Annotated in this window: 15 protein-coding genes; 5 read left to right on the forward strand and 10 right to left on the reverse strand. The window is 65.4% G+C overall.

All coding sequences use genetic code 11. The features are described from left to right. Positions 1-60: 60 nt before the first annotated feature. Positions 61-756, forward strand: coding sequence for a class I SAM-dependent methyltransferase (locus ACIBCN_RS40940; protein WP_396997778.1), 696 nt, complete (start codon positions 61-63; stop codon positions 754-756). Here the strand turns inward: ACIBCN_RS40940 and ACIBCN_RS40945 are convergent, their stop codons facing one another. The 8 genes from ACIBCN_RS40945 to glgP all read right to left on the reverse strand — a co-directional run bounded on the left by ACIBCN_RS40945 (position 757) and on the right by glgP (position 10083). After that, positions 757-1524 carry an ESX secretion-associated protein EspG gene (locus tag ACIBCN_RS40945; RefSeq protein WP_396997780.1) on the reverse strand — a complete coding sequence of 256 codons (768 nt, stop codon included), beginning with the start codon at positions 1522-1524 and terminating at the stop codon, positions 757-759. Further along, the gene (locus ACIBCN_RS40950; protein ID WP_396997782.1) at positions 1521-2840 is read right to left on the reverse strand and encodes a hypothetical protein; all 1320 of its coding nucleotides are present in this window, start codon (positions 2838-2840) and stop codon (positions 1521-1523) included. The genes ACIBCN_RS40945 and ACIBCN_RS40950 overlap by 4 nt, the downstream gene beginning before the upstream one ends. A gap of 20 nt (positions 2841-2860) precedes the next feature. Beyond that, entirely contained in the window at positions 2861-3262 is a 402-nt protein-coding gene (locus tag ACIBCN_RS40955) for a hypothetical protein (RefSeq protein WP_396997783.1), read from the reverse strand. Between the two features lie 86 nt (positions 3263-3348). Then, on the reverse strand, positions 3349-3900 hold the full coding sequence (locus tag ACIBCN_RS40960) for a DUF3558 domain-containing protein (RefSeq protein WP_396997784.1): 552 nt from the start codon (positions 3898-3900) through the stop codon (positions 3349-3351). Between the two features lie 779 nt (positions 3901-4679). Further along, complete coding sequence (locus ACIBCN_RS40965; protein ID WP_396997785.1) at positions 4680-5030, reverse strand: RidA family protein; 351 nt, start codon at positions 5028-5030, stop codon at positions 4680-4682. Between the two features lie 302 nt (positions 5031-5332). Beyond that, entirely contained in the window at positions 5333-5872 is a 540-nt protein-coding gene (locus ACIBCN_RS40970) for a DoxX family protein (RefSeq protein ID WP_396997787.1), read from the reverse strand. 117 nt (positions 5873-5989) lie between these two features. Further along, positions 5990-7315, reverse strand: coding sequence for an NCS2 family permease (locus ACIBCN_RS40975; RefSeq protein ID WP_396997831.1), 1326 nt, complete (start codon positions 7313-7315; stop codon positions 5990-5992). 179 nt (positions 7316-7494) lie between these two features. Then, a complete protein-coding gene (glgP, locus tag ACIBCN_RS40980; protein WP_396997789.1) occupies positions 7495-10083 on the reverse strand; it encodes an alpha-glucan family phosphorylase in 2589 nt (862 codons plus the stop codon). 208 nt (positions 10084-10291) lie between these two features. On the opposite strand from glgP, the gene ACIBCN_RS40985 reads away from it, so the two are divergent. Beyond that, entirely contained in the window at positions 10292-10489 is a 198-nt protein-coding gene (locus ACIBCN_RS40985; protein WP_396997791.1) for a hypothetical protein, read from the forward strand. Next, entirely contained in the window at positions 10483-10809 is a 327-nt protein-coding gene (locus tag ACIBCN_RS40990; protein ID WP_396997792.1) for a type II toxin-antitoxin system PemK/MazF family toxin, read from the forward strand. The genes ACIBCN_RS40985 and ACIBCN_RS40990 overlap by 7 nt, the downstream gene beginning before the upstream one ends. Positions 10810-10852: 43 nt before the next feature. On the opposite strand, the gene ACIBCN_RS40995 is transcribed toward ACIBCN_RS40990, so the two are convergent. Both ACIBCN_RS40995 and ACIBCN_RS41000 read right to left on the reverse strand, forming a co-directional pair. Continuing rightward, the gene (locus ACIBCN_RS40995; protein WP_396997794.1) at positions 10853-11323 is read right to left on the reverse strand and encodes a DUF4262 domain-containing protein; all 471 of its coding nucleotides are present in this window, start codon (positions 11321-11323) and stop codon (positions 10853-10855) included. Positions 11324-11451: 128 nt separating this feature from the next. Then, a complete protein-coding gene (locus ACIBCN_RS41000) occupies positions 11452-12051 on the reverse strand; it encodes a TetR/AcrR family transcriptional regulator (protein ID WP_396997796.1) in 600 nt (199 codons plus the stop codon). Between the two features lie 145 nt (positions 12052-12196). Between ACIBCN_RS41000 and ACIBCN_RS41005 the strand changes: the two genes are divergently transcribed. Both ACIBCN_RS41005 and ACIBCN_RS41010 read left to right on the forward strand, forming a co-directional pair. After that, on the forward strand, positions 12197-12904 hold the full coding sequence (locus ACIBCN_RS41005; RefSeq protein ID WP_396997798.1) for an SDR family NAD(P)-dependent oxidoreductase: 708 nt from the start codon (positions 12197-12199) through the stop codon (positions 12902-12904). A 114-nt stretch (positions 12905-13018) separates the two neighbouring features. Next, positions 13019-13660: a LysE family translocator gene (locus ACIBCN_RS41010; RefSeq protein ID WP_396997799.1), complete on the forward strand. Its 642-nt coding sequence runs from the start codon at positions 13019-13021 to the stop codon at positions 13658-13660. Positions 13661-13700 lie beyond the last annotated feature (40 nt).

Consider the following 13700-nt stretch of genomic DNA (forward strand, 5'->3'; position numbering starts at 1 on the left):
CGGCGCGGGGACACCACAAATTCCCCCGCGCGCCAGGTCCGTGCATGAGACCGTTTCCAGATGAAGCACCCTGCCGACAGCGATGTCCTAGGCGAATTTCTGGTCAGCGCAAGATCATTGGCCGAGTATCGCGCAATATTCTCCCTCTCCGACGCCGATCTGCGCGGCCGAATTCTCGACTGCCCCGGCGGCGCAGCGAGTTTCACCGCTGAGGCGAGCGCACTCGGCGCCCATGTCACCGCCACCGATCCGATCTACGCCCGCCCGCCCGATGACCTGCGCGCTCTCGCGCTGCGCGAGACCGATCGCGGAAGCGACTGGGCCACCGCGCATTCGGAACGATACCGGTGGGACTGGTACGGCGGCCCGCGTCAGCACCGCGAGATGCGCCACGCCGCCGCCCGCCGATTCGGCGCCGACCTGATCGCGAACCCCGCGCGCTACGTCGCCGCCGAACTGCCGTCGCTGCCCTTCCCCGACGACAGCTTCGACCTGGCCCTCAGCTCCCACCTGCTGTTCACCTACGCCGACCGGCTGACCGCGGAATTCCACCTCGCCGCCCTGCTGGAGCTGGCCCGAGTCTGCGCGGGCGAGATCCGCGCCTACCCCCTGGTCGACCACGTCGGTAACCACCTGGACGACCTGGTCGTACATCTTCGAAAGGAGCTCGAAGACAAAGGAATTCGCACCGGTCTCCGCGAGATCAGCTACGAATTCCATCACGGCGCGAATACCGTGCTCGTCTTACGCCCCTGATCACCAGCTGTGCGCCACCGCGCGGTAGGTGGTGTCGATCAGCGTGTGCAGCTGACGCTGGATCTCCTCGACCGGGCCCGGCGTCAGCGTGAACTCGTCGTCGCCGTGGTTGTGCAGCAGGTAGCGGCCGTCGGCGGGCAGGTAATCCATCCAGTGGAAGCCGCGGCCGTCGGTGGTCGGCCTGCTGTCGATCGCGCCGCCCGCGAAGACGCCGACCTCGCCGAGCCCGGAGCGGGGACGGCGGACGATGCGGTTGAGTTGCTCGGTGTGCGAAAGGCGCGTCGGATGCTTGGCGTATTCGACCCGGTGCACATCCGAGCGACGGCCGTTGATCGTCGGATATTTGCCGCCGCCACATTTCGGCAATTGCGCGGCGAGCTGCGCGGGCAACGCCTGCGGCGGGCAGCGGGTGAGCAGGATATCGCGGCCGTATTCCTGTGTCGGGCCGGGCAATTGAACCGCCATGGTCGCGGCGCGGCCCGTCATTCCGGCATGCACACGCACCACCTGCTGGAAATCGCGGCCGAAGAAACCGTGCACCTCGACCCGAACTTTGGGTTCCAGCAACACATTCAGGGCATTGAACAAGTCGGGTGACGCGAAACCCGACAGCTGCTTCGCCGCGTTCGCGCGCAACCGCTGGTAGTCCTCGTAGGCTTCGACGCCCTCGATGGTGTAGCGCAACGGATAGGGCAGGCGGTCACGACCGAGCGCCTCCAGCGCCAACTCGAACATCAAACCGTCCAGGCGCCAGCGGGATTCGTTCATCCGCCGATGACTCCGCCCGGCGGTAAGGCGGGCGGCTGAGTGCCGAGCAGCTCCGAACCACGGTCGTAGATGAGATAGTCCGGGGTCTTGTGCTCGCCGTCTTCATCGCCCTTGCCGCGTCCGGCGCCGGCGCCACCCATACCCGGGGAACCGGACGCGCCCGGCTTGCCGGAGGCGGCGGCGCGGGCCGCGGCGGCGGCAGGGGCCGAGGGAGTTGCCGCCTTGCCGGGGATGCTCTTGCCCGGGGCCGGAGTGGAGCTCGGGGCGCCCGGGGTGCGCGACGGCGAACCGGGGAACGTCGAGGTCGGCGTGTGCGAAGGGGTCGACGGTGTAGTCGGTGCCGTCGGCGTCTTCGATTTCGTCGGATCGTCGGTGGTAGATGTGTTCGCCGGGGTGGTCGAGGCCGGTGTGGTGTTGGCCGACTTCTTGTCCGTCGAGTCGGTCTGATCCGTGCTCGCCGGCTGCGTCGACTGGTCGACGCTGCTGTCCTGCTTCTTCGAATCGTCCGGGGACTTCTGGTCTGTCGTGTTGGGCGAGCCGGCGGGGTTGTTGCTGTTGGGGCTACCGGACTGATTCGAATTCGGGTTGTTGTTCGGGCCACCCGGGTTGTTCTTGTCGACCGAGCTGGTTGGCTCGGGGAGGATCGGCGTGATCTTGTCGACGCCCTCCACACCGGGGCGGTAATACGCCGTCATCACGTACCGCGCCTCGCTCTCCGCTTCCTGCGCGCGGTGCGTGGGGCCCTTGAGGACGTTCTGCAACGGCAGCGCATCAAGGAACTTGTCGCCGAGGGTGTAGTTATCCGGTTTCCCGACACTGGATTTCGCCTGCGCCAGGTGCCCCTGGGTCAGGTCGAGGCCGTGTCCGACCATCTGGAAGGTGGCGGCCAGTTTCGAGAACGAGTTCGAGAATTCGCGCGTCGCATCGATGGCACTAGTTCCCGATTTACCGTTCCAGTGCTCCGTAATGTCTTGCTCGACACCTTTTTTGAACTCATCGACCGCGTTCCGCGCATCAGACGACAGACCCCGCCAGCCATCGGCCTTGGCGTTGATCTCTCCCTCTCGCACCCCCTCTAGGGCACTGTAGATCGCCTGATGAGACATGGTCTCGAAGGGATCTTGAGCCTTGATCGCAGGCGCGTCGAAAGTGCCACTCCCGTACTCGGACAGCAAGTTCGACCACTCGTTGTTGACGAAAGTGCGGTCCTGATCCCACTTTGTGTTCTCATCAGCAGCACGCTGCTGGTCGTCATGCTTGTTCTTGTCGGCTTCCCGCGAGGAGCCGGTGATACTCCCGGCGCCGATCGCGACCATCCAGTCATTGAACGATGCCATCACGCATCACCCATGCCTAGCCCGGCAAGCTTGTCTGCGGCAGACTGGTCGGATTCGGTTATCTTGCCGATGGCGAGTTTGTAGGTGTCGCTCATCAGGCTGACGATGTCCATGCTCTGCTTAATCCGCTTCGCCGCTGAATCGTTGCCGTTGTTCGCCTTTTGAGCGAACTTCTGTCGCAGATCCTGAGCGGATGTCAGATTGCCGAAGCCGGTGAGATGTTCGAGTTCAAGCGCCTTGTTCAACATCGCTTCGAGCTTGGTGTGCATCTGCTCGGAGTGAGTCGCCAACTGCTGGCCGATCTCCGTGTCCATGCGGAGCTCGCCCCCTTCGGCCTGCTTTTTCAATGTCTGCCAGCGCGTGAGCATCCCTTGCATCTCGCTCTGCTCGGTATCCGACATTGTCCCTCCTCTAACTGACTGGATCCCCTGCTCGTTGTTGCCCTTCGCACGGCGCTGCTCTGGTCATAGGGCCGTGCCCGAGGGCGCTACTTCGGCAGATAAGGCTCGAGCTCCTGTGCATGCCGGACGGCCAAATCGCATGGAGGCGACTGCGGCATAGAAGACCGCGAGCCGTATCGCCACCCGACGGTCACCTCGAACATGCCCTTCGACCATGGCAAGCTCGCGTAACAGCGGAGCTTGTCATCGTCGGATTTGTCCTGGTAGATCAACCCAGGACGGGGACCTATCTTCACATCGCGGAAGCCGGTCAGCCTGTCGTTCTTGCGCGCATCATCCTGGCTGTAGACAGTCGAGGAGACACTGACGAAGTACGGACCTTCAGTCGAACTCCACTGGCAAACCCGAGCGCTGACGGGACCGGTCGGCGCATCCGTGGTCACGTCCTTTGAAGCAGGATCCACTTTGGTGGCGCGCAACGCCTCGTCGGACAATTCCTTACACGGGTTGTATTGAACCGTGGGCTCGCCACTGGTCGGCTGCCCACTCGCCCCTTCCGTCGTCGGATTCCCACCCTTCGTCGGTGAGCACCCCGCGACCAGCCCGACCACCGCCATCCCGGCCAGCACCGTCCGCACTACGAGCTTCGACGACACTATGGCGGTTCGCATATCTCTCCTGACTTCGGACCAGACACCCCGACACAGGATAAGACGCACGTGATCTCCCCCTGGTTCCCTCCAAACTAGACCAATCCAACTCGATCATTCCAGTCCGGTCAGGTTCCCGACCGACCGGCGACACAGGCGGCTACATCGGCAGATACGGCTCGAGTTGCTTCGCGTGCTAGGCAGCAAGTGCGCAGCGGCCACGCCTGACAAGCTCGCCGGATCCCCACCGACTGTCACTTCGATCATGCCGTCCGGGGCAGGCATCCTGACATAGCATCGCAGCTACTACGCACCCGACTTGTCCTGGTAAATCAGCCCAACTCTGAGCCGATCTTCACCTCGCGAAACCCGCTGAGCTTCTCGTTCTTTCGGAGTGCTCCCAACTCGGTGCAAGCTACACCTTTGTGTAAGCCGCTCACCGTTTGTGTAAGCCACACATCCGGTACAGGCGGTGTGCGGCTTAAACCGGGGGTGTGCGGGTTCTTACCTGGGTCGAACCTTCCCGTCGGGGGAGTGCCGCTCGACCCTTCTGTCGTCGGATTCTCGTCCGTCGACGGTGCGCGCCCCGCGAAGACCTCAGCACCGCGGTCCGACGACCGGTACCGCCCGCACGGCAAGCCTCGAAACAAATGGCGGGTTCGCATGACTCTGCTGACCTTCAGTCCAACACCCGGCATAGGAGAAGACGCACACGAGCTCCCTCGGGGCTGCTCCAAACTAGAGCGGTCCAGCCGGATCGATCCAGATCAACCGCGCACTGCCACCACATCCACCTCGAACAGCGTCCCAGGCAACGCGAGCGGGGCGACGCCGTTCGACGTCTGCACCGGCGGACGTTCACCCCATATCTCCGCGATCTTCTTACCGGGGATCGTGAGCTTGTCGAGGTTGTGGTCGACGATGAAGGTACGCAGTTGTGCGACGTCCGCGTAGTCCAAACCCACTGAGCGCAAAGCGATTCCGAGGTTGATGAAGGCGTTGCTCACCTGGACGGCGAAGTCTCTACTGGTGGTATGTCCCGCCGCGTCCGAGTCGTACTGCCCCGCGATGAGCACCAGCTCACCGCTGACTTGCGCGACATGGCTGTATCCGAACACCGTTGGATCGTGCAGTTCGCGGGGTTGCTGATTTCGATGCCCATCATCGTCTCCTTGTTTGCCGACTCTTCCGCTCGACAAGGAGACGACGACGCAGCGTCTCCAACTGTGACATGGAGCAGTCACTGGCAGGACTGCCATGCGACTGCCCGGAATCCGGGCACGCCATCCGAACCGGCAGTCCCGATCCCGCAGTTCAGGTGGGCCTTGTACATCTGGTGACGCGAGTCCAGTCTCCGGCTGGCGACTGGACCCGTGGGCCGCAAGCCGCCCGGCTTCACCGGCAATGGGCTACGACCGCTTTACAACGCCCACTTCAGGATCAAGGTGAGCACCGCCGCGACGACCGCGACCACTACCGCGCCCGCACCCCAGACGAATCCATGCCGCTGCCACGACCGGCCATGGTCCAGCGAGAACTTGCCCGCGCCGGTGAAGGCGAATCCCGCACCGATAACGGCGAACAGCAACGGCATCTCGTAGGTGTCCTTGCCGAACAGCCCCAAACTCCACATCGAGTTGATGGCGTTGATCATGGTGCCCAGCACGATGGCGCTCGCGAGCGGAGTCAGGAGGCCGAGAGCAAGGAGCAGCCCGCCGCCGAGCTCGCACAGGCCGGCCAGGGTTCCGAAGAACTTGCCGGGGTTGTAGCCCATAAAATCGAAGCCCTCGGCATTGGCATTCCAGCCAGGTCCACTGAACCAGCCGAACAGTTTCTGGGTGCCATGCACCGCAAGCAATGCGCCGAAGACGACGCGGATGATCAGGAGTCCGATGTCGGCGGAAACGCCGTCGAGTTCAGTATTGGTGGTGGCGCGATCGAGCACAGATTTCGTAGTCATGTGGTCCTCGTCCCTGCAAGTCAGATTCCAAACGGCTGGTCAATGGCCTCGGCGATGAAGTGGACTGCGGTCCGATTATCGCACAGGGCACCCTAACTTTCCAGGGACTCGGCTAGGTCATTCCGCCAAGAAAAAGAAGTATCCGAGGAATATCACCAGCAGTGCCCACATCGCCGGATGCACGTCCTTGATCCGGCCCTTGGCGACCATGACGATCGGGTAGAACAGCATTCCCATGGCCAGACCGTTGGCGATCGAGTACGTCAGCGGCATCATCACGATGGTGATGAACGCGGGCACCGAATACTCGAGCCGATTCCAGTCGATCTCGCCGAGCGCACGCGACATCAACACGCCGACCACGATCAGCGCGGGCGCGGTCACCTCCCCGGAACCCGCGACCACGGCGAAGATCGGATAGCAGAACATGGCGATCAGGAACCAGCCCGCGGTGGTGACGGCGGTCAACCCGGTGCGCCCGCCCGCGGACACGCCCGCGGTGGATTCGACGTAGGCGGTGGTGGTGGAGGTGCCGATGACGGCGCCCGCCATGGTGCCGACCGAATCGGCGGCCAGCGCGCTCGCGGCGCGCGGCAGTTTGCCGTCCTTGTCGAGCAGGTTCGCCTGGTTGGCGACGCCGATCAGGGTGCCGGAGGCGTCGAAGAAGTCGACGAAGAGCATGGTGAGGATGACGACGGCCATCTGCCCGGTGAACGCGTCGGGCAGATGGATGATCGCCTGACCGAAGGTGTGCTCGAGCCCCTTCGGCGCCGCGACGACACCGTTGGGCAGATCCACGAGCCCGCTGACGATGCCGACGCCCGCGGTGAGCACGATCCCGTACAGCACGGCGCCGTGCCAGCCGATGACGAGGAAGACCACGGTCACCACGAGCCCGAACAGCGCGAGCAGGGTGGTGCCCTTGGTGAAGTCGCCCAGGGTGACGAGGGTGGCGTCGCTGTTCACCACGATGCCCGCGTTCTTCAACCCGAGGAACGCGACGAACAAGCCGATGCCCGCGCCGACGGCGAGCTTCATCTGCATCGGGATCGCGTTGAGGATGCGCTCGCGCACCTTGGTGACGGCGAGCACGAAGAAGATGATCCCAGACAGCAAGGTGCCCGACAGCGCGACCTGCCACGGGATGCCCATGCCGAGCACCACCGAGTAGGCGAAGAACGCGTTGAGCCCCATGCCGGGCGCGAGCGCGATCGGATACTTAGCCCACAGCCCCATCACGAGGGTGCCGAAGACCGCGGCGACGGCGGTCGCGGTGAACACCGCCTGCATCGGAATACCCTTGGCGCCCAACGCACCTTCGTCGCCGAGCACCGACGGGTTCACGGCGAGGACGTAGGACATGGCGAGAAACGTCACCGTGCCGGCCATCAGTTCGCGTTTCATGGTCGAACCAGTCGCGCTGATGCCGAAGAACGCGTCGATGCGACCTCGGGGCTCGGTCGGTACGGCGGTGGCCATGGGCGATCTCCAGTCGGGGAGTGGTACGAGCGTGCCCAGGCACGTTAGCCGACGATTCACTGAATCGGAGAATTCGCCCCGACCGATCCCGCTCGACCGTCCTCGACCCGAAAGGGCTGGTGCGGCCGCTGCGCGGGACCGAATCAGGCGTTGGGCGCGGCGACCAACCCGAGCTCGGCGTCGCCGGCGAGCAACTCGTTGTGCGGCAGCACCCGCACCGTGTAGCCGACGGCGCCGGACAGCGGGACCGGCGTGTCCACGGTGAAAAGCTCGACGCCGGAATCGGATCCGGTGTGCGTCATCGCGACGGTGGTGATGTCGGAGAGGTCGTCGGCGGTCGATACCCGGCCGAGTACCGCCTGCACGACGACGTCGGCGACCTGCAATCCGCCCAGGTCGATCCGCGCGGTCAGCGACAGGCGGGCTCCGATGATCGGCGTGTCCGGCAGGCCCGCGCTATCCACCTGGATCACCTTCACCGACGGCCACGCCGCTTCGACGCGGCGCCGATAGTCGGCGATGGTTCGGGCGACGGCGAACTCGTCGGCGGTCGCTCGCTGGTAGGCGTTGGCGGCGGGCGCGTAGTACTCGACGGCGTAGTCGCGAACCATGCGCGAGGCGAGCACCTTCGGGCCGAGGGTCTGCAGGGTGTGGCGCACCATCTCGACCCAGCGCACCGGCATTCCGGCGGCGTCGCGGTCGTAGAAGCGGGGCGCGACGGTGCGCTCGAACAGGTCGTAGAGCGCGTTGGCCTCGAGGTCGTCGCGGCGGTGTTCGTCGGTGACGCCGTCGGCGGTCGGGATGGCCCAGCCGTTCTCGCCGTCGAACATCTCGTCCCACCAGCCGTCCCGGATGGACAGGTTGAGGCCGCCGTTGAGCGCGGACTTCATGCCGGAGGTGCCGCAGGCCTCGAGCGGGCGCAGCGGATTGTTGAGCCAGACGTCGCAGCCCCAGTACAGGTAGCGGGCCATCGACATGTCGTAGTCGGGCAGGAAGACGATGCGGTGGCGCACCTCGGGATCGTCGGCGAAGCGGACCACCTGCTGGATGAGCGCCTTGCCGCCGTCGTCGGCCGGGTGGCTCTTGCCCGCGACCACCAGCTGCATCGGCCGCTCGGGGTCGAGCAGCCTGGCGCGCAACCGTTCCGGGTCGCGCAGCATCAGGGTGAGTCGCTTGTAGGTCGGCACCCGGCGGGCGAAGCCGACGGTCAGCACATCGGGGTCGAAAACGCTATCCACCCAGCCCAATTCGGCTTCCGCCGCACCACGGTCCAGCCAGGACGCGCGCACGCGGCGGCGGACCTCGGCAACCAGGATGGCGCGCAACGCGTTCCGCGTGGACCACAGTTCGCCGAGATCGACGTCGCGCAGCCGCTCCCAGCCGCGTGACTCTTCGACGAGCTCGGCACCGATATGCTTGCGCGCCTTGTCGAACCATTCGCGGGCAGCCCAGGTCGGCGCGTGCACACCGTTGGTGACCGAACCGATCGGCACTTCGGCCGCATCGAATCCGGGCCACAGCGCGGCGAACATCTCCCGGCTGACCTCGCCGTGCAGTTTCGATACGCCATTGGCGCGCTGGGCAAGTCGCAAGCCCATGTGCGCCATGTTGAAGACCGACGGATCGGCTTCGCGGCCCAGCGCGAGGATCCGATCGACGGAAAGCCCTGGGAGCATGGCAGATTCGGATTCGCCGTGCGCGCCGCCGAAGTAGCGGCGCACCATCGGCATCGGGAACCGGTCGATTCCGGCGGGGACCGGAGTGTGCGTGGTGAACACCGTGCCTGCCCGCACCGCGGCCAGCGCGGTATCGAAATCCCTTCCGGTAGAGACGAATTCACGGATACGCTCGACGCCGAGAAAACCGGCGTGGCCTTCGTTCATGTGGAACACGTCGGGGTCGGGCAGTCCGGTCGCGTTGGTGTAGGCGCGCACCGCGCGCACGCCACCGATGCCTGCCAGGATCTCCTGCCGGATCCGATGCTCCTGATCGCCGCCGTAGAGCCGGTCGGTCACCGCGCGCAGCTCCGGATCGTTCTCCGCGATATCGGAATCCAGCAACAGCAGCGGCACCCGCCCGACCTGCGCGATCCACACCCGAGCCCGCAGCACCCGCTGATCGGGCATCGCCACGTGAATGAGCACCGGCGCCGTCTCCGCGCCACCGTTGTCCGAGGTGAGCAGCCGCAACGGCAGACCCTGCGGATCCAGGTCCGGGTAGTGCTCGGTCTGCCAGCCATCCGCCGACAGCGTCTGCCTGAAATAGCCGGAGCGGTACAGCAATCCGACACCGATCAACGGCAGGCCCAGATCCGACGCCGCCTTCAGATGGTCGCCCGCCAGAATCCCGAGCCCACCCGAATAGTTCGGCAGCACCTCGGTGACGCCGAACTCCATGGAGAAGTAGGCGATCCCACGAACGCCCTCCTCCCCCGCGCGCCGCTCGAACCAGCTCGGCGCGGCCAGGTAGTCCCGCAGATCCGCCGCCGCGGCATCCACCCGGCGCACGTACTCCGGGTCCGCCGCCAGCTCGTCGACCCGCGCGGCGGGCACCTCCCCGAGCATCCGCACCGGGTCGTGCCCCATCTCCAACCACCGCCCCGGATCCATCTCGGCAAACAAATCCTGGGTCGCCGGATGCCACGACCACCGCAGATTCGTAGCGAGCTCGCCGAGCGCGGCCAGCCGCTCAGGCAGATGGGCACGGACGGTGAATCGACGCAATGCCTTCACCCGCCGAACCCTACCGAACGTCGCGGCTTCCGGCCGCCCCGGCAGTGCGGCTCACAGTGGCCGCGCATTTCCATCCGGCAGCATGTCGGCGTCGAATACCTACATGTACGCACAGAGCAAGGCCCATATCGGTAGGCCAGGGGAGGAACTCGTGAACACGACGGACCAAGACCAAGACCAAGTCTTACTTACATCGCGCACTTGTCGTATGGCAACGATAACCATTCACCCGACGGTCGACGATGAGCGCATCATCAACCGCGCCCGCCACCACGAGGAGAACACCACTGACGTCATCCGCCGCGCCCTCCGGTTGCTGGATCGCGAGGAATGGCTAGCTCAGTTCCGCATCGATGCACTCGCATTGAAGGACGAAGACCTCAACGCGGAGCCCGACGCATGGTGAGAGTGATCCGTGGAGCGGTACATCGCGTCGATCTCGGCGACGCCGAGCGCGGCCACGAACAACGCGGACGGCGGTTGGGTGTGATCGTTTCCCCGCCGGATTCCCCGCTGCCGGTGGTGACGATCATCCCGACATCGACCAGTGCCGGAACCGCGATCAACCGGCCCGCCGTCGAGATCGATGGACAGGAAACCAAGTTGCTGATCGATCAGATACGAATCATCGATCGTGACTACCTGGGCAAGTTCGTGCAGATGCTGACCCGCACCGACATGGCCGCACTCGACAACACGCTGGGTCGATATCTCGGAATCGGTTGATGTACAGCGCAATCCCGACTCGCCGCTCGCGAAGGCGTGTCCGTCAGAGGTCGGCGGTCCAAATGCCCGCTGGGTGCTCGTCCGGCTTCAGCCACAGTTGAGGCTGTCGACCTCTGTTTCGCTCTTGTGCTTGCTCTTCCCAGTGGAAGTGGTGGTCCGCGTCGGGCCACGCTACTTGGAGAACGGGGAACGACGTCTTCCGGTAGAAGCCGATGGCTCGGCCGAAGTAGGGGCGGTACCAGCTCGGGTCGATGGCGCGGAGGGCGACCGGGCGGCCCTCGATGACATCGTCGTCCCGCTGGCCGTCTGCCAGCACGGCACCGGCGGCGGCCTTGGCTCCTAGTGTGTTGAGCATGCGGTGCATCACGTGCACATCGATGCCGAACATGGCGAGCTCGGGCGCGCGGTGGGTGTGCGTCAGGCCGATTGTGTAGGCGAATTCGATGTCGTCATCGGCGACCATGACGACGTGCCAACCGTGCCGCCGCACGTCATCGATGATCCTCAGATCCACCCCGTCCGCTTCGTCGCGGTCGCCGTAGTCGTGGCATAGAACGCAGAGGCATTCGAAGAGTCGTCAAGCACGGAACCGACACTACGGCGCGTGCCGGAAGCCCCACTAACCCCGGTTTTCGGGGCGCATCAGCCGCGTACAGCGGCCAGGCACTCGTCGTAGAGGTCGATGATGTCGCCCTCACCGCCGTTGTCGACCCAGGTCATCGATGCGGCATCCAGGCAGGCGAACGCCGTCGCGAGCACCGCACGGACCCTCGGATCCGCGCCGTCGACAACAACATTCATGCGCGCCGCGATGAGCGGCAGTAGAGCTTCCTGGAACCGCAGCCGCTTTTCGAGATAACCGGCACGCAGCGATGCGGTGTTGTGCAGCAGACGGAACCGTTCCAGCGCCTCTTCGCGGCTCTCATGCACGGCCAGTACGGCCGCGAACCCGGCGCGCAGGGCCGCCCAGACATCGGCTTCGGCGGGCTGTTCGCCGACGGTCGTTGTCAGGACTTGCCCGAATTTGTCCTGGTCGCCGCCGAGGAGGTCTTCCTTGGTGCCGAAGTAGCGGAAGAGGGTGCGCTGGGAAACGCCTGCCTCACGGGCAATTTGGGCGATGGTCGTCTCGTCGTAGCCCTGCTCGGTGAACAGGCGCAGCGCCGTTTGGAGGATCTCTTGGGAAGCCAGCTGCCGCGTTCGATCCCACAGTGTGGTCGTCGCCGTCTTGGCTTCCTGCTTCATGCCACCAGAATAGCCCCGCGCTGCCAGCCTGGCAGTCGCATAACACTTGGCAGCGACTGCCATCGAGTCGTACGATGCCTAAAGATGGTCGTCGCGGTTCATCTCGCCTACCGATACCGCCCGGATCCACATAAGGGAACGCATCATGCCCACACCTGCAGCTTTGATCACCGGCGGAACCAGCGGCATCGGCAAGGCGACCGCCGAACTGCTCCACTCCTGCGGCTACCGCGTCATGGTCACCGGCGTAACCAACACCGCCGATGCCGGACTTCCCGAAGACGTCGTGATCGTCCAGGCGAACGCCCGATCCCTGCCCGACATCGACCACGCGATCGAGCAGGTACGCGAGCGATTCGGCTCCCTCGACCTGCTCTTCCTCAACGCGGGCATCTCCCGTCCCGGCCCGATCGAGTCGATCGACGAAGACACCTTCGACGCCCTGTTCGACATCAACGTCAAGGGCAACTTCTTCACCCTGCAAAAAGCGCTGCCACTCCTCAACGAGGGCGCCTCGGTCGTGTTCACCGTCGGCGTCGGCGAAGGGCTCGGGTCCGCCATGACAGCCGCCAAGGGAGCACTGTTGCCGCTCATGCGGTCCCTCGCGCTCGAACTCGCTCCCCGCCGCATCCGCGTCAACGCCGTCAGTCCGGGACTGATCAACACTCCCGCCTACGCCAAGATGGGCGTCTCCCCCGAAATGATCGACTCCTGGGCCGAAGGCATCCCGCTCGGCCGGGCCGGCGCTCCCGCCGACATCGCCGAGGCCGTGGCCTTTCTCGCCTCGGCCAGCTACCTCACCGGGGACAACCTCATCGTCTCCGGCGGCAGCGGTATTCACGCCCACCCCTGACGAGTACGCGGTTTCGATCGGGCGAGGACCTGTGCTCGGCGACCAAGGTCCGTTATCCCGGCGATGCCCTAAATACGGTGGCACGAAAGACGATCGACGTGCCAGCATCGACTGATGCCGCACTGGGTCGCCGTTCTCCCGCAATTCCTGCTGGCCTCGTTGATCCTGGCCGCGCTGCCCGGGCCTGCCACGGCCCTGTTTCTGCAGCGCGCGGTGCGCGATGGCCGTAAGGCGGGGCTGGCCGCGGTCGCCGGGAACGAGATCGGCGTGCTGGGCTGGAATATCGCGGGTGGCGCGGGACTGTCGGTGCTGCTGGTCGCCAACCACTACCTGAATACCGCGATGCACGTGGTCGGCGCGCTGGTGCTGATCTGGCTCGGCGTGCAGGCCTGGCGCGGCGCGCGCAATGACGACGAGTTCGGCAGCACCATGACGAAGATGCTGCCCTCGGGGCGCACACCGGGCGCGGCGTTCCGTGCGTCGCTGGTGTCGATCGCGGCGAATCCGAAGGCGGCGGTGTTCGGGCTGACGATCCTGCCGCAATTCCTGCCGTCCAGCGGCCCGGTGCTGCCGACCGTGATCGCGCTGGTGTTGATCCAGTTGGTGGTCGACACCGCGTGGTGCGTCGGCGTCGTGCTGGCCGCCGACCGGGCGGGCAGCTGGCTGCGGCGAACCGGCATCCGGCAACGGATCGAACGCGCGCTCGGCGCGATCCTGGTCGCGCTCGGCCTCGGTCTGGCGGCCGACGCCCGCTGACGCAGTCCCCCGCTGATCCCGTGCATCCCGGCCCCTGCCG

The sequence above is a fragment of the Nocardia sp. NPDC051052 genome, assembly GCF_044456045.1.
Classification (GTDB): Bacteria; Actinomycetota; Actinomycetes; order Mycobacteriales; family Mycobacteriaceae; genus Nocardia.